This is a genomic window from Actinomadura rubrisoli, assembly GCF_004349215.1.
Taxonomy (GTDB): Bacteria; Actinomycetota; Actinomycetes; order Streptosporangiales; family Streptosporangiaceae; genus Spirillospora; species Spirillospora rubrisoli.
Genome location: NZ_SMKU01000023.1, coordinates 1 through 20,862 on the forward strand (window position 1 = coordinate 1; position 20,862 = coordinate 20,862).

18 protein-coding genes are annotated in these 20,862 nt (G+C 73.5%); 12 read left to right on the top strand and 6 right to left on the bottom strand.

What is annotated here, in order from left to right; all coding sequences use genetic code 11:
- The 3 genes from E1298_RS47900 to E1298_RS07650 form a co-directional block, all read left to right on the top strand.
- On the top strand, positions 1–641 hold a 641-nt coding region (locus tag E1298_RS47900), incomplete at its 5' end, for a hypothetical protein (RefSeq protein WP_424923080.1).
- A gap of 204 nt (positions 642–845) precedes the next feature.
- Positions 846–1,625, top strand: coding sequence for an electron transfer flavoprotein subunit beta/FixA family protein (locus E1298_RS07645; RefSeq protein WP_131890376.1), 780 nt, complete (start codon positions 846–848; stop codon positions 1,623–1,625).
- Positions 1,626–1,648: 23 nt separating this feature from the next.
- Complete coding sequence (locus E1298_RS07650) at positions 1,649–2,599, top strand: electron transfer flavoprotein subunit alpha/FixB family protein (protein ID WP_131890378.1); 951 nt, start codon at positions 1,649–1,651, stop codon at positions 2,597–2,599.
- 95 nt (positions 2,600–2,694) lie between these two features.
- Here E1298_RS07650 and E1298_RS07655 read toward each other — a convergent pair whose 3' ends face one another.
- The 4 genes from E1298_RS07655 to E1298_RS07675 all read right to left on the bottom strand — a co-directional run bounded on the left by E1298_RS07655 (position 2,695) and on the right by E1298_RS07675 (position 7,290).
- The gene (locus tag E1298_RS07655; protein ID WP_131890380.1) at positions 2,695–3,546 is read right to left on the bottom strand and encodes a DUF72 domain-containing protein; all 852 of its coding nucleotides are present in this window, start codon (positions 3,544–3,546) and stop codon (positions 2,695–2,697) included.
- Between the two features lie 20 nt (positions 3,547–3,566).
- Positions 3,567–5,369, bottom strand: a complete 1,803-nt coding sequence (locus tag E1298_RS49350; protein ID WP_207944496.1) for a serine/threonine-protein kinase — start codon at positions 5,367–5,369, stop codon at positions 3,567–3,569.
- Positions 5,370–5,400: 31 nt separating this feature from the next.
- The gene (locus E1298_RS07670; protein WP_131890382.1) at positions 5,401–6,627 is read right to left on the bottom strand and encodes an MFS transporter; all 1,227 of its coding nucleotides are present in this window, start codon (positions 6,625–6,627) and stop codon (positions 5,401–5,403) included.
- A gap of 144 nt (positions 6,628–6,771) precedes the next feature.
- Positions 6,772–7,290 (bottom strand): TetR/AcrR family transcriptional regulator, encoded by a 519-nt coding sequence (locus tag E1298_RS07675; RefSeq protein ID WP_131890384.1) that lies wholly within the window; start codon positions 7,288–7,290, stop codon positions 6,772–6,774.
- Positions 7,291–7,443: 153 nt separating this feature from the next.
- On the opposite strand from E1298_RS07675, the gene E1298_RS07680 reads away from it, so the two are divergent.
- Positions 7,444–8,622, top strand: coding sequence for a cysteine desulfurase family protein (locus E1298_RS07680; protein WP_131890448.1), 1,179 nt, complete (start codon positions 7,444–7,446; stop codon positions 8,620–8,622).
- Positions 8,623–8,716: 94 nt separating this feature from the next.
- Complete coding sequence (locus E1298_RS07685; RefSeq protein WP_131890386.1) at positions 8,717–9,607, top strand: DUF1206 domain-containing protein; 891 nt, start codon at positions 8,717–8,719, stop codon at positions 9,605–9,607.
- Positions 9,608–9,649: 42 nt separating this feature from the next.
- Here the strand turns inward: E1298_RS07685 and E1298_RS07690 are convergent, their stop codons facing one another.
- A complete protein-coding gene (locus E1298_RS07690) occupies positions 9,650–10,732 on the bottom strand; it encodes a DUF695 domain-containing protein (RefSeq protein WP_131890388.1) in 1,083 nt (360 codons plus the stop codon).
- Between the two features lie 67 nt (positions 10,733–10,799).
- Here E1298_RS07690 and mnmA point away from each other — a divergent pair, with 67 nt between their 5' ends.
- From mnmA to E1298_RS07715, 5 genes are all read left to right on the top strand, one after another.
- Complete coding sequence (gene mnmA, locus E1298_RS07695; RefSeq protein ID WP_131890390.1) at positions 10,800–11,876, top strand: tRNA 2-thiouridine(34) synthase MnmA; 1,077 nt, start codon at positions 10,800–10,802, stop codon at positions 11,874–11,876.
- 241 nt (positions 11,877–12,117) lie between these two features.
- Positions 12,118–12,924 carry an LLM class F420-dependent oxidoreductase gene (locus tag E1298_RS07700; protein WP_243725437.1) on the top strand — a complete coding sequence of 269 codons (807 nt, stop codon included), beginning with the start codon at positions 12,118–12,120 and terminating at the stop codon, positions 12,922–12,924.
- Positions 12,925–12,945: 21 nt separating this feature from the next.
- Positions 12,946–13,962: a methionine synthase gene (locus tag E1298_RS07705; RefSeq protein ID WP_131890394.1), complete on the top strand. Its 1,017-nt coding sequence runs from the start codon at positions 12,946–12,948 to the stop codon at positions 13,960–13,962.
- Between the two features lie 84 nt (positions 13,963–14,046).
- Positions 14,047–16,215, top strand: coding sequence for an NAD-dependent DNA ligase LigA (gene ligA, locus E1298_RS07710; RefSeq protein WP_131890396.1), 2,169 nt, complete (start codon positions 14,047–14,049; stop codon positions 16,213–16,215).
- A gap of 254 nt (positions 16,216–16,469) precedes the next feature.
- Positions 16,470–18,590 carry a putative bifunctional diguanylate cyclase/phosphodiesterase gene (locus E1298_RS07715; RefSeq protein ID WP_131890398.1) on the top strand — a complete coding sequence of 707 codons (2,121 nt, stop codon included), beginning with the start codon at positions 16,470–16,472 and terminating at the stop codon, positions 18,588–18,590.
- Positions 18,591–18,625: 35 nt separating this feature from the next.
- Here the strand turns inward: E1298_RS07715 and E1298_RS07720 are convergent, their stop codons facing one another.
- Positions 18,626–18,880 (bottom strand): DUF6458 family protein, encoded by a 255-nt coding sequence (locus tag E1298_RS07720; protein WP_131890400.1) that lies wholly within the window; start codon positions 18,878–18,880, stop codon positions 18,626–18,628.
- 175 nt (positions 18,881–19,055) lie between these two features.
- On the opposite strand from E1298_RS07720, the gene gatC reads away from it, so the two are divergent.
- Both gatC and gatA read left to right on the top strand, forming a co-directional pair.
- On the top strand, positions 19,056–19,355 hold the full coding sequence (gene gatC, locus E1298_RS07725; RefSeq protein ID WP_131890402.1) for an Asp-tRNA(Asn)/Glu-tRNA(Gln) amidotransferase subunit GatC: 300 nt from the start codon (positions 19,056–19,058) through the stop codon (positions 19,353–19,355).
- A gap of 4 nt (positions 19,356–19,359) precedes the next feature.
- Positions 19,360–20,862 carry an Asp-tRNA(Asn)/Glu-tRNA(Gln) amidotransferase subunit GatA gene (gene gatA, locus E1298_RS07730; protein ID WP_131890404.1) on the top strand — a complete coding sequence of 501 codons (1,503 nt, stop codon included), beginning with the start codon at positions 19,360–19,362 and terminating at the stop codon, positions 20,860–20,862.

Genomic DNA, 20,862 nt, shown 5'->3' on the forward strand with positions numbered 1-20,862 from the left:
GACAGGTCGCGGACGAGGCCCCCGGCCAGGGCCCGCCGCCGAGCCGGGTGCCCGCCGCGCAGGTGGACACCGAGGGGACGTCCGCCGCCGCGCACGAGCTGGCCGTGGCGCGGGGGTGGGCCCGGCTGCTCGCGGCCATGGTCGTGGTCATCGCGGTGGGCGTCGTGATCATGATGCCGATCGCCGGCCTGGTGCTGTCGCTGGCTGCGGTGACGCTGCTGCGGGCGGTGGGGGCGAGGACCGTCCGGGGACGGGCCTGGGCGCTCGGGCGGACGCTGCTGACCGTCCCCTACGCGGCGGCGTTCGCGGTCGCGGTGCCGCTCGGGCTGGTCACGGTCTCGGCGGTCGGCGGGGAGATCGATTCGCTGGGCGCCGGCGCGTTCGGCGCGGGCGCCGGGGCAGCGGTGCTGTGGACGGCGCCGGGCGTCAGCGGGCCGCGGCGGCAGTTGGAGCGAGCCTTCCTGGCCGTCGCGCGGCAGCCGCGGCACATCGCGGCCGCGGTCGTGGTGCTCGGCGTGCTCGCGCTGCTCGCGGTGGTCGGCGCCATGTCCCTGACGCCGAGCTTCGCGCCGATGTACGGGCTGCAGAGCACGCTGGAGAGCTCGATGGACCGGCTGCAGAACGCCGTCGACAGGAGGTGACGCGTGAGGTGGAGTTGCCAATAGGCTACCGACGGGTAACATTTGTCGTGGCGGCCGAACCGGGGACCCGGATTAGAAGCACGTTCGGGTCTTTGGCAGGCTGTGACAGCGAAAACGCGTTCCCGCGTCGACCCGCCATGGGCGGCGCCCCTCTGTCCGCTTACCCCAGCGGCCAAATGAGTGCAGGGAGGTCGGCCACCGGCCATGAACATCGTCGTCCTGGTGAAGCAGGTTCCCGATACGGAGAGCCCGCGCAAGCTGAAGTCCGATGACAGCACGCTCGACCGCGCTGCCGCGGACGGTGTCATCAACGAACTCGACGAGTACGCCATTGAGGAAGGGCTGCGCATCAAGGAGGCCCACGGCGGCGAGGTGACCGTCCTCACCATGGGCCCCGACAAGGCCGCCGACTCGATCCGCAAGTCGCTGGCCATGGGCGCCGACAAGGCCGTGCACCTCGTCGACGACGGCCTCGCCGGCTCCGACGCGCTGCAGACCTCGCACGCGATCCAGCAGGCCCTCGGCCGGACCGGCTTCGACCTGGTGATCCTCGGCTCGGAGTCCACCGACGCGCGCACCGGGGTGCTCGCGGCGATGCTCGCCGAGCGGCTCGGCGTCCCGCAGCTGTCGCTGGCCAACAAGGTCGAGATCGACGGGACGGCCATCCGCGTCCAGCGGCAGACCGACTACGGCTTCGACCGCGTCGAGGCGAGCCTGCCGGCGGTCGTGAGCGTCGTCGAGAAGATCAACGAGCCGCGCTACCCCTCGTTCAAGGGGATCATGGCGGCCAAGAAGAAGCCGGTCGAGACGCTCGGCATCGCCGACGCCGGCATCGACGCGTCGCAGGTCGGCCTCGCGAACGCCGCCACCGAGGTGGTGGACTTCGCCGAGGCGCCGCCGCGCGCGAAGGGTCAGATCGTCACCGACGAGGGCGATGGCGGCGCGAAGATCGCCGAGTTCCTCGCGTCGAAGAAGTTCGTCTGACCGAGGAAGGGGATTGGAACGCAATGGCTGAGATTCTCGTCCTCGTCGACCATGTCGACGGTGAGGTCAAGAAGGTCACGCTCGAACTGCTGACGCTGGCCAACAGGCTCGGCGAGGCCGCCGCCGTATGGGTGGGGCCGGGCTACGAGGGCGCCAAGGACAAGCTCGGCGAGTACGGCGCGGGCAAGGTGTACGTGGCCGCCGACGAGGAGCTGACCGCCTACGTCGTCGCGCCCAAGGCCGCGCTGCTGGCCAAGCTGGTGAACGACGGGTCCCCGGCCGCGGTGCTCGTCTCCGCGACGGCCGAGGGCAAGGAGATCGCCGGGCGCCTGGCGGTCAAGACCGGCTCCGGCGTGCTCACCGACGTCGTGGACGTCGGCGAGGGCCTCGTCGCCGAGCACTCGATCTTCGGCGGCGGGATCATCTCGCACGCCAGGGTCAGGACCGGCACGCCGATCATCGCCGTCCGCCCGAACTCCGTCGCCCCCGAGGCGTCCCCGGCCGCCGCGGCCGAGGAGCGGGTGTCGGTCGAGCTGTCGGACGCCGACAAGGCCGCGAGGATCGTCGAGAAGGTCGTCCAGGAGAAGGGCGAGCGCCCGGACCTGACGGAGGCCGCGATCGTGGTGTCCGGCGGCCGCGGCGTCGGCGGCGCGGAGAACTTCTCGATCATCGAGGGGCTGGCCGACTCGCTCGGCGCGGCCGTCGGCGCCTCCCGCGCCGCGACCGACGCCGGCTGGTACCCGCACTCGTTCCAGGTCGGCCAGACCGGCAAGACCGTGTCGCCGCAGCTCTACATCGCGGTCGGCATCTCCGGCGCCATCCAGCACCGGGCCGGCATGCAGACCTCGAAGACGATCGTCGCCATCAACAAGGACGCCGAGGCGCCGATCTTCGAGCTCGTCGACTACGGGATCGTGGGCGACCTCTTCCAGGTCGCCCCGCAGCTCACCGAGGAGATCAACAAGCGCAGGTGAGCGCCCGGCCTCCCGCGGTGGACGCCCCGGCCGGTGACCAGGTCACCGGCCGGGGCGTCCGGCGTCAGGACCGCCGGCCTCGGCGCCGCCCGGCGTCAGAACAGCGTCGCGGGCTCGTTGGGCACGGGCTCGGGCAGCGGCTCGACCCCGGGCACCGCCGCCCGCACCTCGTCGTGGAACCGGCGGGCCAGCTCCAGCGCGTCGGCGTTGTCGGGCGTGTGGACGAACACCGTCGGCGAGCGGCCCTCGCGCAGCCACCCCGCGACCATGCCGATCCAGCCCTGCCAGCCCTCCACGGTGCGCGCCTTGTCGTCACGTCCCAGGTAGCGGACGACCGGACGATCGGTGAGGGCGACCGCCCGGCGCGGCACGCGCGGCTTCCTCGTCCACGCCTCCCGTTCGGCGTCGGTGGTCGGAGGGCTCTGGAACAGCGCGGTGGTGTCGAACGTGACCCACTCCGCCCCGGCTCCGGCGAGCACCTGTTCGAGCCGGCGCACGGAACGCTCGTCCTCGAAGAACGCACGATGGCGGACCTCGACGGCGTACCGGTGCGACCCGGGCAGCCGCCGGAGGAACGCAGCGAGCGCGCCCAGGTCGGACGGGCCGAACGAGGGCGGCAGCTGCGCCCACACGACGTCGGCGCGCGCGCCGAGCGGTTCGATGGCCGTGAAGAACGACCGGACCTCGTCCTCGCCCCCGCCGAGCCGCTGCTCGTGCGTGATCGGCTTGGGCAGCTTGACGAGGAACCGGAAGTCGGCCGCGGTCTGCCGCGCCCACGACTCCGCCGTGCCCACCGCGGGCGTCGCGTAGAACGTCGTGTTGCCCTCTACCGCGTTGCACCACGACGCGTAGGCGCGCAGGCGCTCACCGGGCGCGAGCGGATGGGGCAGAAGGCGCCCCTGCCATGGCTTGTGCGTCCACATCGCGCATCCCACATGAAGCCGCATCAACGCGACGATAGCGAAGTTCAGGAGCGGGTCGGCGACGGATAGGGCACCTTCGCGAGCAGCGCGGGCTTGAGCATGCCGCCGAGCTCGGCATAGGGGACGACCGTGTCCAGCTCGCCGCACGCCGAGGCGTACCCCAGGATGGAGCCGTAGAAGGCCACGCGGACGCCCGCCGGGGTGAGGGCCATCGTGACCTCGCCGGACCTGACGAACTTGGACGGGTTGTCGGTGCCGCGCAGGACCACGGGCCCGGTCGAGGCGTCCGGTTCGCCGCCGCAGTAGGTGCCGCCGGGCAGATGCGCCTTGATCTTCCGGTCGAGCGGCGCGAGGCCCCGCTCGGTCGGGACGCGGAAGAGGTCGAGCGGGCCGTAGGACGCGCCGGTCCGCAGGTCCACGGTCGTGGCGGGCGAGTGGTCCCAGCCCGACCCGCGCTCGCCGCGCAGCGCGACGGTGTACCAGACCGAGAGCAGCCGGTCGCCGCTCATGAGGATCTTCGGCTTCACGACGTCGGTGTACCCTCCGCGGCCGATCCTCTTCAGGCTCGTCCGCAGGCCGGTCCACCGCTTTTCGAGCGGTGCCCGCAGCGCCTGGTTGACCTTCCGTGTGAGCGGCGCGTCCCCGCCCGTGACCGTCACGACCTGGCCTTGCACCTGGAAGGTCATCCCGCCGCCCAGGTCCTGCCGCGGCTCGCTGAGCGCCGCGAGCCCGGCCACGATCGGCTTCACCTTCGGCTCGCCGTCGGCGACGGCCACGTAGGTCGCCGCGCCGCCCGCCGCCACGACGGCCGTGCCACCGGCGACCGCGACGGCGCCCTTGGCGCCGAGCGCCCCGAACACCCCCTTGCCCGCGGCACCGGCAGTGCCGGCGGCCCCCGCGCCTCCCGCTCCCGCGGCTCCGGCGGCTCCGGCGGCTCCGCCCGAGCCCAGCCCGAGCGCGGTGAGCGGGAAGAGCATGGACAGCGCCGCGGCGGCGCCCGCGAGCGTCCGGACACCGCGGCCCTCCCAGTCCGCGCCGTACGCCGACGACGCGGCGGCCTCCAGCTCGGACACGAACGCGGCGGCGCCCAGCGGCCGGTCCCAGGGGTCCTTGGCGAGCCCGCGCGAGATCAGCGGCCTCAGCGGCTCGGGCACCTCCTCCGCCGGGATCGGCGCCAGCAGGTGGCGGCCCATGAGCCCGGCCTGGTCCCCGGCCGCGTACGGCCGCCGTCCCGTCACGCACTCGAAGAACACGCACGCCGCCGCGTAGACGTCCGTGGCGGGCGAGGCGGGCTCGTCGCGCCACTGCTCCGGCGCCATGTAGACGGGCGTGCCCGACCGTCCCGCCTCGCCCGCGTCGACCGCGATGCCGAAGTCGATGAGCTTGCTCAGCCCGTCCGCCCGGACGATCACGTTCGCGGGCTTGTAGTCGCGGTGGACGATCCCGAGGTCGTGCGCGGCGGCGAGGCCCAGCAGCGAGCCCTTCAGCACGGTCAGGGCCGCCTCGGGTTCCAGCGGCCCCCGCCCGGCGAGGACGGCCTTGAGCGGCACGCCGTCCACGGCCTCCATTACGATGGCCGCGCCGTCCGGGGTCTCCACCAGCCCGTACAAGCCCGCGACGTACGGGTTCCGGAGCCGGCTCAGCAGCGCGGCCTCACCCCGGAACCGCTCCCGGAACTCCGGGTCGCGGGCGAGCCGGTCCGCGAGGTACTTGATCGCGGCGGGGCGTCCGGTCGCGTCGTGCCGCGCGAGCACGACGCGGCCCTGCGCCCCTTCGCCGAGCTCCCGCATCTCGCTGTACCCCGGAACCCGCCACGCGCCCATATGCCCGTCCTCCGCCGCGACCATCCCGAAGGGGTTATACAGGATCGTCCGGAATTCAGGCGGCGACGGGAGCGGGGGCCTCCTCGCCGGCCGGGGCCTCACCGGCCGCCACGGCGGCCTCGGAGGAGTGCGCCACCACGTCCATGTCCATGCGGAGGGGGACGAAGCGGGCACCGGCGGCGATCAGCAGGGCCAGGACGACGACCACGCCGACACCGACGCGGAGCGAGGTCGCCTCCGACAGGAAGCCGACCACCACGGGCCCGAGCAGCAGGCCGCCGTAGCCCATCGCGCCGACCTGGGCGACCGCCGCGGCGGGACGGCCCGGGTCGGCGGTCCCGGCCAGGGAGATCGTCGTCGGGACGACCGTGCAGACCACCAGGCCGGTCACGAAGAAGCCGGCGATGGCGACGGGCGCGGCGGGCGCGAGGACGACGACGGTCATGCCGAGCGCGGTGCCGAGCCCGGCGCCGACCAGCAGCCGCCGGGTGCCGAGGCGTGTCCGGACGCGGTCGCCGAACAGCCGTCCGATGAGCATGGCCAGCTCGAACATGGGGTAGCCGAGCGCGGCGACGGCCTGGGTGGCGCCGAGCTCGTCGTGCAGGAGCAGGCCGCTCCAGTCGGCGATCGAGCCCTCCGTCATGAACGCGATGAACGCGAGCCCGCCGATCAGGTAGACCGCGAGCGGCATCCGGCGGGCCGCGCGTCCCGTCGCCGTCCCGGCGGGGGCGGCGGGGTCGGGCAGGTAGGTGCGGCCGAGCAGCAGGCCGAGCGGCAGCGTCAGCACCGCGGCGGACAGGACGGTCGCGGTGAAGCCGAGCCCGGCGGCGGCGGTGGCGACGCCGAACAGGCCGCCGCCCATCGCGCCGACGCACCAGCCGGCGTGCATGGCGCTCATGATCGGCCGGCGGTGCGCCCGCTCGACGACGCTGCCCTGGGCGTTCATCGCGATGTCGGTGACGCCGAACGCCATGCCGAACAGCGCGACGGCGACGAGCAGCGCGGCGTAGGTCGGGGCCAGCGCGACCCCGGCGTAGGACAGCGCGGTCAGCGGCAGGGCGACGCGCAGGGTGCCGCGGCTGCCGGCGCGGGCCATGACGCCGCGCAGCGCCTGCATGGCGACGATCGCGCCGATGCCCCAGACGAGGACGACGATGCCGATCTCGCCCTCGGTCGTCCCGAACTTGCTCGCCAGCGCGGGCATGCGGGCCACCCACACTCCGGTCAGCAGGCCCGCGAGTGCGAAGGTCAGGAAGGTCCCCGAACGGGCACGGAACAGCATGGTTCACCTCTTTCTAGGCTCGGCGGGGCGCGGCCCCGGGGGGTGCGCGCGCCGGGAGGGGCGCGTGCGGTGCGTGTGGTGTGGGTGAGTCGGCAGGGCCGGGGGATCAGACGGTACCGGTGGCGCCGCTGCGGGCGCCCTGTGTCACCGCTCCAGCAAGGCCAGCAGCCGCTGTTTCAGCGCTTCGAGCTGTTCGCCGTCGTACAGCTCGGGTGCGTGGCTGACCACTTCCCACAGGCCCTCGGCCGCCAGCCGGACGACCATTGCGGCGCCAGGGTCGCGCTCCCCGGCGGGTTCGCCGTGCCAGCGCCGCATCGCCTCGTTCAGGGGCTCGGCCTGCTCCGGATCGGTGGCGGCGGCCGTGATCGCCGACCATCGCCGGTGGGCGCGCGCCTCGCCGGTGAGGATCTCGAAGGTGGCCTCGACGTAGGCGCGGCTGTAGGAGCCGGGCGTGCCGTCGTCGTGGGAGGCGACCAGGCCGTCGAACTCCTCGATGACCCGCGCCACCATCGCCCTGACGAGGGCCTCCTTGGTGGGGAAGTGGTAGAGCAGCCCGCCCTTGCTGACGCCGGCGCGGTCGGCGACGGCGGCGAGCGTCAGCGCCTGCGTCCCGTGCTCGAAGAGCAGGGACTCGGCGGCGTCGAGCAGGGCTTCTCGCTTCATGGCCCTTCCACTGTACCGACCGGACGGTACAGCTGCCAACCCGTGGATCATGCCCGTTGTTCCCGCGCGTGATCCGCGCTCACCTGGGCGTGCGCGGGGACCCTGCGGCCACCGGTGGGGAAGGGCCGCCGCGCGGATACTGTTGTCCGCGTGGTGACCTATCTCGACCATGCGGCGACGACCCCGATGCTGCCCGAGGCCATCGAGGCGATGACGGCGGGGCTCCGCGAGCTCGGCAACCCGTCGTCCCTGCACGCGGTGGGCCGGCGGGCCCGCCGGGTCGTGGAGGAGTCCCGCGAGATCATCGCGGAGGCGTTCGACGCCCGTCCGAGCGAGGTCGTGTTCACCTCGGGCGGCACCGAGGCCGACAACCTCGCCGTCAAGGGCGTCTACTGGGCGCGCCGCGCCGCGGACCCCGCCCGCACCCGCGTGCTGGCCGGGGCCGTCGAGCACCACGCCGTCCTGGACGCGGTGCAGTGGCTCGCCGACCACGAGGGCGCCCGCGTCGAGTGGATCCCGGTGGACGGGCAGGGCCGCGTCCAGCCCGGCGCGCTGCGCGAGGCCATCGGCCCCTCCGGCGCGGACGTGGCGCTCGCCACCGTCATGTGGGCCAACAACGAGGTCGGCACCGTCCAGCCCGTCGCGGAGCTGGCCGCCGTGGCGCGCGAGTACGGCGTCCCCTTCCACACCGACGCGGTGCAGGCCGCCGGGCACCTGCCCGTGCGGTTCGCGGCGAGCGGCGTCCAGTCGCTGGCCATCACCGGTCACAAGCTCGGCGGCCCGATCGGCGTGGGCGCGCTGCTGCTGGCCAAGCCCAGGGAGCCGCTGTTCCTCGACCCGGTTCCGCTGCTGCACGGCGGCGGCCAGGAGCGCGATGTCCGGTCCGGGACGCTCGACAGCCCGGCGATCGCCGGGTTCGCCGCCGCGGTCCAGGTCGCGGTCGCCCGCCGCGACGCCGAGAACGCGCGGCTGGCCGGGCTCCGCGACCAGCTGGTCGACGCCGTCCGCGCGGCCGTGCCCGACGCGGCCCTCAACGGCGACCCCGCCGGGCGCCTGCCCGGCAACGCCCACTTCTCGTTCCCCGGCTGCGAGGGCGACGCCCTGCTCATGCTCCTGGACGCCCGGGGCATCGCCTGCTCCACCGGCTCGGCGTGCTCGGCCGGAGTCTCCCAGCCCAGCCACGTCCTGATGGCGATGGGCGCGGACGCAGAGCGCGCGCGGGGCTCGCTCCGCTTCACCCTTGGCCACACCTCCACCGAGGCCGACGTGAAGGCCCTCGCCGACGCCATCGGCCCGGTCGTCGAACGCGCCCGCCGCGCCGGACTCAGCTGAGCCCCGCGCGACCGCGCGGGCCGGGGTGTTTGGCGCCCTCCCTGGCGGGGACAGCGTTGCCGTTCCATGGGTCGGGGATTGCGAGGTCGGGACGATGGCGGCGGAAGCGACGGGCGGCAGGCGTCACTCTGAGGGGACGACCCCCCAGACCCCCCGCGCGGTCAAGCGCGCGGGACGGAAGGCCGCCGGCCATCCGTGGTTCCACGGCATGTCCCGCGTGGGGCTGGTCGCGCGCGGTCTCCTCTACCTGATGGTCGGATGGCTGGCCCTCCAGGTCGCGCTGGGCAACGGCGGGCAGGAGGCCGACCGGAAGGGCGCCCTCCAGACCGTCGCGGAGAAGCCGGGCGGGCCGGTCGCCCTGTGGCTCGTGGCGGCCGGCTTCGCGGCGCTCGCCCTCTGGCAGCTCGCCGAGACCCTCTACGGACGGCCGGTTCCGGACGGGGACAAGCCGGCCAAGCGGCTGGCCGCGGCGGGGCGCGGCGTCGTCTACGCCGCCGGCTTCGGGGCGACTCTGGGATTCCTGTTCGGCTACACCGGCACGTCGAGCGACCAGCAGTCCAAGACGTTCACCGCCCGGGCGATGGCCGAGCCGGGCGGGCGCTGGCTCGTCCTGGCGATCGCGGCCGGGTTCCTCGTGTGGGGCGCCGTCGTGCTCGTCGGCGCCGTCCGCCGCACGTTCCTGGAAGACCTCAAGACCGCGCGGATGGGCCCGGGGACGCGGCGGGTCGTCGAGCCGCTCGGCATGGTCGGCAACGTGGCCCGCGGCCTGATCGGCGGCGGCGTCGGCGTCTTCCTCGCCTACGCGGCGCTCAGCTTCCAGCCCGGCAAGGCCCAGGGGCTGGACGGCACGCTCCGCGAGTTCGCCGGGACGCCCGCCGGGGCGTGGGGCCTGATCGCAGTCGCCGCCGGGGTGCTGGTCTTCGGGATCTACTCGTTCTGCGAGGCCCGCTGGCGCCGCGTCGAGGCCGTCCGCCCGCGGCGCTAGAGCCCGGCGGGCGCCTGGCGGGCCTGAGCCCGGCGGGACGTCTCAGGGCTGGTAGGGGGCGAGGGCGCGCCAGCCGGGGTCGCTGGTCGAGGCGACCTTGGCCTTGCCCTCGGCCCAGCCCGCCGCGAGCTGGTCCAGTTCGCCGATCACGCCGGAGTCGGGGTCGGCGTACAGGTGGAACACCCGCAGGCCGTCGCCCGTCTCGCGCACCGCGAGCACGGCCCGGTCGCCCAGCTTGGCGAGCTTCTTCTCGAACGCGCGCAGCGCGCCCGACGACGGCTCGACGGGGAGCCGGTCGGGGTTGCTGTTGGCGTACGGGACGGTGATCGCCACGTGCAGGTCACACAGCGGGTAGTCCTGCCGGTGCAGCGGGAACCGGGCACCCAGCCGGGCGGGATGGCCCCGGGGCGTGCGGCCCTCGCCGGACAGCCACGCGGGCTCGGCGAACGGCTCGGCGACCTGCTCGACCACGGCGGACAGCATCGAGGGCGGCAGCGAGTCGATCGGCGCCTCCGTCGCGATCGTGACCTCACCGACCCAGCGGGCCACGTCGTCCTCGCCGAGAGCCCAGTCGAGGACGTGCAGCGCGACCTGGAGCCGCTGCTCCTCGGAGACGAAGAGGAAGTCGGGGTGGTAGGCGGTGATGTGCACGCGGGCGCGGTCGGCGTCGGCGCGCATGCCGAGCCGCACGTACTCCAGGTCGAACTCGTGGTCGCCGAGCACGAGGTCCTGGGAGAGCATCTCCAGGTCGGCCTGGCGCGCCGGATGGAAGCCCCACCCGGCCGCCGCGGCGCCGGTGGGCGCGGCGCGCAGCCAACGCTCGGTCAGACCCCGCAGCTCGGGATCGCCGCCGCCCGACACCGTCAGGGACGGGGCGCGGCCCTCGGCGCCGCCGATCTCCCACTGCAGCTCGGCGTGGATCTTGTGGACGCGGCGCGACAGCTCCTCGATCGCCTCGGCCGACAGCCCCTCGCCGGGCGCCTCCGGCTCGGCCGGCTCGGGGCCGGGCGCGGCGGCCAGCGATGCCTCGATCGTCGGGCGGGCCTGCGCCCACCATTCCCAGAACTCGCTGATGGCGGGCGGCGTGGCGGCGGACGACTCGCGCGGTCGGCGGAAGATTCCCATAGCGCGCCCAATCGTACGCGGAATTGATTCCGGTCGACCGGCCCGCGCCGCGTACGCTCGGAGGACTATGACTCTGCGCGTACTCGCCGCCATGTCCGGCGGCGTCGACTCCGCCGTGGCCGCCGCCCGCGCCGCCGAGGCGGGGCACGACGTCACCGGCGTCCACATGGCCCTGTCCAGCAACCCCCAGTCGTACCGGACGGGAGCGCGCGGCTGCTGCACCCTGGAGGACTCCAGGGACGCACGCCGCGCCGCCGACGTGATCGGCATCCCGTTCTATGTATGGGACCTGGCGGAACGGTTCCACCACGACGTCGTCGAGGACTTCGTCAGCGAGTACGCCGCCGGGCGGACCCCCAACCCGTGCCTGCGCTGCAACGAGAAGATCAAGTTCGCGGCGCTGCTGGACCGGGCCCTGGCGCTCGGCTTCGACGCCGTCTGCACCGGCCACTACGCCCGGCTGGACGGCGGCGTCCTGCGCCGGGGCGTGGACGCGGGCAAGGACCAGTCGTACGTCCTGGCCGTCTGCACGCCGGAGCAGCTCGCGCACGCGCTGTTCCCGCTCGGCGACACCGCCAAGGCCGACATCCGGCTGGAGGCGGAGCGGCGCGGCCTCCAGGTGGCCGACAAGCCCGACAGCCACGACATCTGCTTCATCGCCGACGGCGACACGCGGGGCTTCCTGGCCGAGCGGCTCGGCGAGGCGCCCGGCCCGATCGTCGACACCGACGGCAACAAGGTCGGCGAGCACGAGGGCGCGTACGCGTACACGGTCGGCCAGCGGAAGGGCCTGCGGCTCGGGACCCCGGCGCCCGACGGCCGCCCCCGCTACGTCCTGGACATCTCGCCCGTCTCCAACACCGTCACCGTGGGGCCCCGCGAGTCGCTGGACGTCCGCGAGATCATGGGGGAGCGCCCGGTGTGGCTGGACGAGGCGCCCGCCGGGCCGTTCGACTGCGACGTCCAGCTCCGCGCCCACGGCGAGGTCCACCCCTGCACGGTCGACGACCACGGCGACGCCCTGCGCATCCGGCTGGACGCCCCGGCGCGCGGCGTCGCCCCGGGCCAGACCGCCGTCCTCTACCGGGGCGACCGCGTCCTGGCCTCGTCCACCATCGCCGAAGCGGCCCGCCTCCCCGCCTGACTCACCCCCGGCCTGGCCCCTGCCTCTGGACCCGGCTAGGGCGTGTTTCATAAGTCGCGTTCGTCGTGAGCGGTGTCCAGGTGCGTGCATCGCAAGGCGGAGGAGGGAGGCAGCCCGGTGTTGGCTGTCGACCGACGACAACGCCGCGAGGTGCGTGCCTGGGCGCCGCGCAACAGAACAGGGGCTTATGAAACATGCACTAGGGTCGGGTTCGCCGCTTGGAGGTTCTGTGGAATTCGGTGTGTCGACTTTCGTGACCGACGAGGGGATCGGGCCCGCGCCGCTTGGGCGGGCGCTGGAGGAACGCGGGTTCGCGTCCCTGTTCCTGGCCGAGCACACCCACATCCCGGTGAAGCGGGAGTCCCCGTGGCCGGGCGGCGGCGAGCTGCCGCGCTTCTACTATCGGACGCTCGACCCGTTCGTCGCGCTGGCCGCCGCCGCGACCGTGACCGGGCGGCTGCGGGTCGGCACGGGGATCGCGCTGATCGTCCAGCGCGACCCGATCATGCTGGCGAAGCAGGTGGCCTCGCTCGACCGGATCTCCGGCGGACGGGCGGTGCTCGGCGTCGGCGGGGGCTGGAACCGCGAGGAGATGCGCAACCACGGCACCGACCCCAGAACGCGGATGCGGCTGCTGCGCGAGCGGGTGCTGGCGGTCAAGGAGCTGTGGACGAAGGACGAGGCGGAGTTCCACGGAGAGTTCGTCGACTTCGACCCGGTGTTCTCCTACCCCAAGCCCGTCCAGGACCCGCACCCGCCCGTCCTGGTCGGCGGGTCGGGGGCGACCACGTTCGACCGGGTCGTGGAGTTCGGGGACGGCTGGATGCCGATTTACGGCCGGGGCACCGGCCCGCTCGCGGCCCAGATCGCCGAACTGCGGGAGCGGGCCGGACGCGAGGTGCCCGTCACGGTGTTCGCCGTGCCGCCGAAGAGCGAGGCGATCGCCGAGCTGGAGGACGCCGGCGTCGGCGAGGTCCTGTTCAACCTGCCGACCGAGCCGGAGGACGACACCCTCCGCACGCTCGACCGGTTCACCGGGCTCCTGTGATCAGGTCATAGGGTTCCAGGCGTGACGACGACGTATCCGTGGCGGCCGGGAGCCGCGACCGGCATCGGGTCCTACCCGGGGGACGATCCAGCCGAGGCGCTGCGGGTCGTCCTCGGCGAGCTGCCCGACCTGCCGCACCTGCCCGAGCTGCCCGCGCGCGGGCCTGGCGCCGACCTGACGGGGCGGACGGCCGGGCTGCTGGTCGAGATGCCGGTGCACCTTCAGCCGTCCGGATGGCGGTTCGCCGACCGTCCGGGACGCGACGTGCTCCGCGCCCGCGACCACCTCGCCCGCGACCTGGACGTTCTGGAGGGGCTGGCGGGCGGGCACGACGGGCCGTTCAAGATCCAGGTGTGCGGGCCGTGGACGCTGGCCTCCACGATCGAGCTTCGCAACGGCGACCGCGCGCTGAAGGACCCCGGCGCCGTCCGCGACCTGGCCGCCTCGCTCGCCGAGGGCGCGGCCGCGCACGTGGCCGACGTCCGGCGGCGGCTGCCGGCCGCGCGGATCCTGCTGCAGCTGGACGAGCCGGGCCTGCCCGCGGCGCTGGCGGGCACCGTCCCCACGGCCAGCGGGTTCTCGCGGCTGCGGGCGATCGAGGAGCCGGTCGCCGGGGAAGTGCTGCGCGGGGTGATCGAGCGGGCGTGCGCGGACGACGCCGCGTACCCGGTCGTCCACTGCTGCGCGCGGCAGGTGCCGTACGGGCTGCTCCGAGGCGCGGGCGCCAGGGCGGTCTCGGTCGACCTCGCCCTCGTCCCGAGGCGCGACGACGACGCGATCGGGGAGACGATCGAGGCCGGGATCGGGCTGTTCCTCGGCGCGGTGCCCGCGTCCGACGCCGCCCTGCCGCCCCTCCAGGCGACCGCGGAGCCGGCGCGGAGCCTGTGGCGGCGGCTGGGCTTCCCGCCCGCGCGGCTGGGCGCGCAGGTCGTCGTCACCCCGGCGTGCGGGATGGCGGGGGCGTCGCCGCGGCACGTCCGCGCGGCGCTCGCGCGGTGCCGCGAGACGGGGCGGACGCTGTACGAGGGCGCCGGCTAGGGGCGGAGCCCCGGGTGCTGATCTCGTCGCCGCGGGGGGCGTGCCGGGGGTCGCATTGTCGGTGCCACGGGCGAGAATAGGCGCATGACCTTGCGAGATGGTGTTCCGACGGAGGCGGCTCAGCGGCATCGGGAGCTGAGCGAGCGGATCGACGAGGGCAACTACCGCTACTACGTCCTCGACCAGCCGACGCTCACCGACGCCGAGTACGACCGGATGATGCGGGAGCTGCGCGAGCTGGAGGAGCGGCATCCGCAGCTGGTCACCCCCGACTCCCCGACCCAGAAGGTCGGGTCGCCGATCACCACCGACTTCGCGACCGTCGAGCATCTGGAGCGGATGCAGTCCCTCGACAACGCGATGAGCGAGGACGAGCTGCTGGCCTGGGACGAGCGGGTCGTCAAGGAGGTCGGCGAGGTCGCCGGCTACCTGTGCGAGCTGAAGATCGACGGGCTGGCCATCGCGGTGACCTACGAGAAGGGGCGGCTGGTGCGCGGGATCACCCGCGGCGACGGGCGCACTGGCGAGGACGTCACCAACAACATCCGCACCATCGCCGACATCCCGTCCCGGCTGGCGGGCGAGGGCTGGCCGGACGTGCTGGAGGTGCGCGGCGAGGTCTTCCTGCCGATCGAGGGCTTCGAGCAGGTCAACGCCGCGCAGGTCGAGGCCGGCAAGGACCCTTTCGCCAACCCGCGCAACGCCGCGGCGGGGTCGCTGCGCCAGAAGGACCCGCGGGTCACGGCGCACCGCCCGCTGGGCATGCTCGTGCACGGGTTCGGCGCGTGGGAGGGCGGGACGCGGCCCGACAGCCAGTCCGGGGCGTACGAGCTGATGCGCGGCTGGGGGCTGCCGGTCAGCGACCGCTACGAGGTCGTCGGCGGGCTCGACGCCGTCCGCGCGTACGTCGAGCGCTACGGCGAGCACCGGCACGACCCCGCGTACGAGATCGACGGGGTGGTGGTGAAGGTCGACCAGTTCGCGCTGCAGCGGCGGCTCGGGTCGACGAGCCGGGCGCCGCGCTGGGCCATCGCGTGGAAGTACCCGCCGGAGGAGGTCAACACCAAGCTCCTCGACATCAAGGTCGGCGTGGGCCGCACCGGGCGCGTCACCCCGTACGGGGTGATGGCTCCCATCCAGGTCGCCGGGTCCACGGTCGAACGTGCCACGCTGCACAACGCGAGCGAGGTCAGGCGCAAGGGCGTGCTGATCGGCGACACGGTCGTCCTGCGCAAGGCGGGCGACGTGATCCCCGAGATCGTCGCGCCGGTGACCGCGCTGCGCGACGGCTCGGAGCGCGAGTTCGAGATGCCCGAGCACTGCCCGGAGTGCGGCACGGAGCTGGCGTACGAGAAGGAGGGCGACGCCGACATCCGGTGCCCGAACGCGCGGCTGTGCCCGGCGCAGCTGCGGGAGCGGCTGTACTTCGTGGCGAGCCGCAACGCCCTCGACATCGAGGCCCTCGGCTACGTCGGGGCGACCGCGCTCACGCAGCCGCTGGAGCCGAGCGATCCGCCGGTCAAGAACGAGGGCGACCTGTTCCACCTGACCGTGGAGCGGCTCCTGCCGATCAAGAGCGCGGTGCTGGACGCCAAGACCGGCACGGCCAAGACCGACCCGAAGACCGGCGAGCCCAAGATCGTGACCTTCTTCGCCAACAAGGAGGGCGAGCCGAAGAAGACGGTCGAGATCCTCTTCGAGGAGCTGGAGAAGGCCAAGAAGCAGCCGCTGTGGCGGGTGCTGGTGGCGCTGTCGATCCGGCACGTGGGGCCGGCCGCCGCGCAGGACCTCGCGCGCGAGCTGCGCTCGATGGAGGCGATCCAGAGCGCGACCGAGGAGGAGCTGGCGGCGGTCGACGGGGTCGGCCCGACGATCGCGGCCGCGATCCGCGCGTGGTTCGAGGTCGACTGGCACCGCGAGATCGTCGACAAGTGGCGGGACGCCGGCGTCCGGATGGAGGACGAGGGCGCCGCCGGGCCGCGCCCGCTGGCGGGGGTCAGCGTGGTGATCACCGGGTCGCTGGAGGGGTTCAGCCGCGACTCGGCGACCGCGGCGGTCCAGAACCTCGGCGGGAAGGTGTCCGGGTCGGTGTCGAAGAAAACGGGCTTCGTGGTGGTCGGCGACAACCCCGGGTCAAAATACGACAAAGCTGTCAAGCTGGGCGTACCAGTCCTGGGGGAGGAAGGGTTCCGCGTCCTGCTGGCCGATGGGCCAGATGCGGCCAAAAACGTGACTTTGCGCGCGGACGAGTGACCGGCTGTGCTGGCCGTCCCGTCCACCAGCGTCGAGTTACCCAGCGGTACACTGCGGTTACCGACCGGTGAGAGGTGGGTACGGAATGGGCATAACGGAACGTACGCAATTGGTTTCGCGAAGTTGAGCAAAGGCCGTACTCTCCCTCTCATCACGACCCACCTGAATCTTCGGACGTATCACCCGGGGGGAGTCCCTCGCGGTCCGGCGCGTCCGGTGCCGGGGAACGGCCCCCCGAACCCCCCGAGGATGTGATGAAGGACCCGAACAACACGCGGAACACGGCGCCACGCCGCGGCTCCCCGTTGTGGATCTACTTCGTCGTCGTCATCCTGCTCGGCGTCGCGGCCTGCGGCACCGCCTTCGCCGGGCTGAGCGGCGCCGACCTGGACGCGCTCGCCCGCAATCCGGTCTTCTGGATCCTGGGCTGCTTCATCGTGTTCGGCGAGCTCCGGCCGATCATCACGCCGGGCTCCACCGAGAACAACGGCGCGACCACCTCCACCACGTTCGCGTTCGCCGCGCTGCTGTACGCCGGGCTGCCCGTCGCGGCCTTCCTCCAGGTCATCGCGGTGATCACCTGCGGGATCCTGCGCAACCGCACGCCGCACCGCATCGCCTTCAACGCGGCCCAGTACACCCTCAGCCTCGCCGCCGCCCAGCTCGTCCTGGCCCTCGCCGGCGACCTGGCCACGCCCACCTCGCTCTGGGTGCCCGACGGCGCCGACCTGCCCGCGATAGCGCTCGCCGGCGCCGTCTACTTCGCCTGCAACGACACCCTGGTCGGCGCCGCCGTCGCCCTGCACGAGCGCGTGTCGCTGATCAAGGCCCTGAGCTGGGACCTCGCCTACCAGGTCCTCGTCCACCTGGCCCTGCTGGGGCTGGCCCCGCTGATGGTCGTCGCCATGGACAGGTCCGCGGTGTTCGTGCCGCTCATCGTCCTGCCGTTCATCGCCGTGTACCTGAACGCCTCGGTCTCCGTCCGCCGCGAGCACCAGGCCCTGCACGACGGGCTCACCGGACTGCCCAACCGCAAGCTGCTGATCGTCCGCACCGAGGAGGCCCTCGCCGAGGCGCGGGGCGCGGACCGGCGCGGCGGAGACCGGCGGCGCACGGCCGGGATCGGCCCCGCCCGCCGCCGCAAGACGGTCGAGCAGCCGGACCGCCGCGCCGGGCTGTTCCTCCTGGACCTCGACCGGTTCAAGGAGGTCAACGACACGCTGGGGCACCCCACCGGCGACCGGCTGCTGCAGCTCGTGGCGCACCGGCTCACCCACAGCGTCCGGCCCGGCGACCTCGTCGCCCGCCTCGGCGGCGACGAGTTCGCGGTGCTGCTGCCCACCGTCCGCGACGAGGCCGCCGCCCGCGAGGTCGCCGCCCGCCTGCGCGCCGCGCTCAGCGAGCCCGTCCGGCTGGACGGCATGTCGTTCGACCTGGAGGCCAGCGTCGGCATCGCGCTGTTCCCCGACCACGCGCCCGACTTCGAGCTGCTCCTGCAGCGCGCCGACGTCGCCATGTACAACGCCAAGGAGGCCCGCACCGGCGTCGAGGTCTACTCGCCCGGCAAGGACCGCAACTCCCCGGCCCGCCTCAGCATGCTCGGCGACCTGCGCCGCGCCATCGACCGCTCCGAACTGGAGCTGTTCTACCAGCCCAAGATCTCCCTGCGGGACGGCCAGCTCGTCGGCATGGAGGCGCTGCTGCGCTGGCGCCACCCCGACAAGGGCCTGCTAGAGCCCGAGGCGTTCCTGTCGGTGGCCGAGCAGACCTACCTGATGCGCTCGATCACCCACCACGTCGTGAACGCCGCGCTCGCGCAGGCCGCCGCCTGGTGGCGCGAGGACCTCGCCGTCCAGGTCGCGGTGAACGCCTCCGGCCGCGACCTGCTCGACACCGGCCTCACCGAGACGATCGAGGAGGGCCTGCTCGAACGCGGGCTGCCCGCCGCGGCGCTCCAGCTGGAGATCACCGAGCGGATCCTGATGAACGAGCCCGCCTACGCCTCCGACACCGTCAGCGCCCTGGCCGAGCTGGGCATCCCGCTCAGCCTGGACGACTTCGGCACCGGCTACTCCTCGCTGGTGCGGCTCAAACGGCTCCCGGTCGAGGAGATCAAGATCGACTCCTCGTTCGTCGGCCGGCTCACCGAGTCCACCGACGACGCGGTGATCGTCCGCTCGATCGTCGACCTCGTCCGCACCCTCGGCCTCCGCTCGGTCGCCGAGGGCGTGGAGGACCCGCAGACCGCCCGGATGCTCCGCGAGATGGGCTGCGACGCGGCGCAGGGCTGGCACTTCGGCCGCCCGATGGACGCCGCCACCGCCACCGACTGGCTCCGGCGCCGCATGGAACGTGCCCCCGAACCGGCCGCCTGACCAGCCCGCTTGCCGACCCTGTCGTGCGCGGCCGTCTAGTAGCGGCGGCGGGTCTCGTAGTCCGGCGGGAGCTCCTCGTAGTACCGCTCCTCGCGGACGGGCACCGCGCGGCGCGCGACCGCCCGCCGGGCCGAGGCGATCCGCACGATCCCGACGACGAGCCCGATCAGCCCGCCGACCATGAGGATCACGCCGACCAGCCGGATGTCGACGCCGCTGAACTCGTAGTTGACCGCGTAGGCCAGGATCGCGCCGATGATGATCAGGGCGATGCTGCCGCCGATGGTCACGGCGGTCTCCTCTCGTCGTCCTGGGGATGGACGAAAGAGACGTTCCCCTCAGCAGGGTCTGAAACGGCCGGGTCGCGGCGCGCGGGGATCATGCCAGTGCAAAGCGTTCGGGCGGAGCGCGCCCCGGCCCTAGGATGGCGGGGAATCCCATCGATCCCAGAAACGGTTGCCACTCATGTCCGCCATCACCCGTGACGAGGTCGCGCACCTCGCCCGGCTGTCCCGGCTGGCGCTCGGCGACGATGAGCTCGACCATCTCGCCGCCCAGCTCGACCAGATCATCTCCGCGGTCGCGCGGGTGCAGGAGGTCGCCGCGGAGGACATCCCGCCCACCTCGCACGCGCTGCCGCTGACCAACGTCTACCGGGCCGACGAGGTCCGGCCGTCCCTCGCCCCGGAGCAGGCGCTCGCCGCCGCCCCGGCCTCGCAGGAGCAGCGCTTCCGGGTCCCGCGGATTCTGGACGAGGAGGCGTGAGCAGGTGACGGAACTGGTCAGGAAAGGGGCGGCGGAGCTCGGGGAGCTCATCGCCGCCGGGGAGACGTCTGCGGTCGAGGTCGCGCAGGCGCACCTGGACCGCATCGCCGCGGTCGACGGCGAGGTGAAGGCGTTCCTGCACGTGGACGGGGAGACCGTCCTCGCGCAGGCCCGCAAGGTGGACGAGCAGCGCGCCGCGGGACGGGAGTTGGGCCCGCTGGCCGGAGTCCCCATCGCGCACAAGGACGTGTTCACCACCGCGGACATGCCCACCACCGCCGGGTCGAAGATCCTGGAAGGCTGGCGGCCGCCGTACGACGCGACCGTGACCGCGCGGCTGCGCGAGGCCGGGCTGGTGATCCTCGGCAAGACGAACATGGACGAGTTCGCGATGGGCTCGTCCACCGAGAACAGCGCCTACGGCACGACCCACAACCCGTGGGACCTGAGCCGCGTCCCGGGCGGGTCGTCCGGCGGCTCCTCCGCGGCCGTCGCCGCCTACGAGGCGCCGCTGTCCACGGGCACCGACACCGGCGGCTCGATCCGGCAGCCCGCCGCCGTCACCGGCATCGTCGGGGTGAAGCCGACCTACGGCGGCTCGTCCCGCTACGGCGTGATCGCCTTCGCGTCCTCGCTCGACACGCCCGGGCCGTTCGCCCGCAGCGTGCTCGACGCGGCGCTGCTGCACGAGGCGTTCAGCGGCCACGACCCGATGGACTCCACGTCCGTCGACCGGCCCGTCCCGCCGGTCGTCGAGGCGGCCCGCCGCGCCGACGTCGAAGGCATGCGCGTCGGCGTCGTCAAGGAGTTCGCGGGCGAGGGCGCCGAGGCGGGCGTCACCGCCCGCTTCACCGAGGCGGTCGAGCTGCTGGAGTCCCTCGGCGCGAAGGTCGTCGAGGTCTCCTGCCCGCACTTCACCTACGCGCTGTCGGCCTACTACCTGATCGCGCCGTCGGAGTGCTCGTCCAACCTGGCGCGCTTCGACGCCATGCGGTACGGCCTGCGCGTCGGCGACGACGGCACCCGCAGCGCCGAGGAGGTCATGGCGCTGACCCGCGCCGAGGGCTTCGGGCCCGAGGTCAAGCGGCGCGTCATGCTCGGCACCTACGCGCTGTCCTCGGGCTACTACGACGCCTACTACGGCAAGGCGCAGCAGGTCCGCACGCTCGTCCAGCAGGACTTCCGGAACGCGTTCGAGCAGGTGGACGTGCTGGTCTCGCCGACCACGCCGACCACCGCGTTCCCGATCGGCGAGCGCGCGGACGACCCGATGGCGATGTACCTGGCCGACCTGTACACGATCCCGGCCAACCTCACGGGCAACGCCGCCCTCTCGGTGCCGTGCGGGCTCGCGGACGGCCTGCCGGTCGGCCTGCAGATCATGGCGCCCGTCCTCGGCGACGACCGCGTCTACCGGGTGGGCGCCGCCGTCGAGCGCGCCCTGGAAGAGCGCTGGGGCGGCCCGCTGCAGGCCAAGGCCCCCGAACTGGCGGAGGTCTCCCAGTGA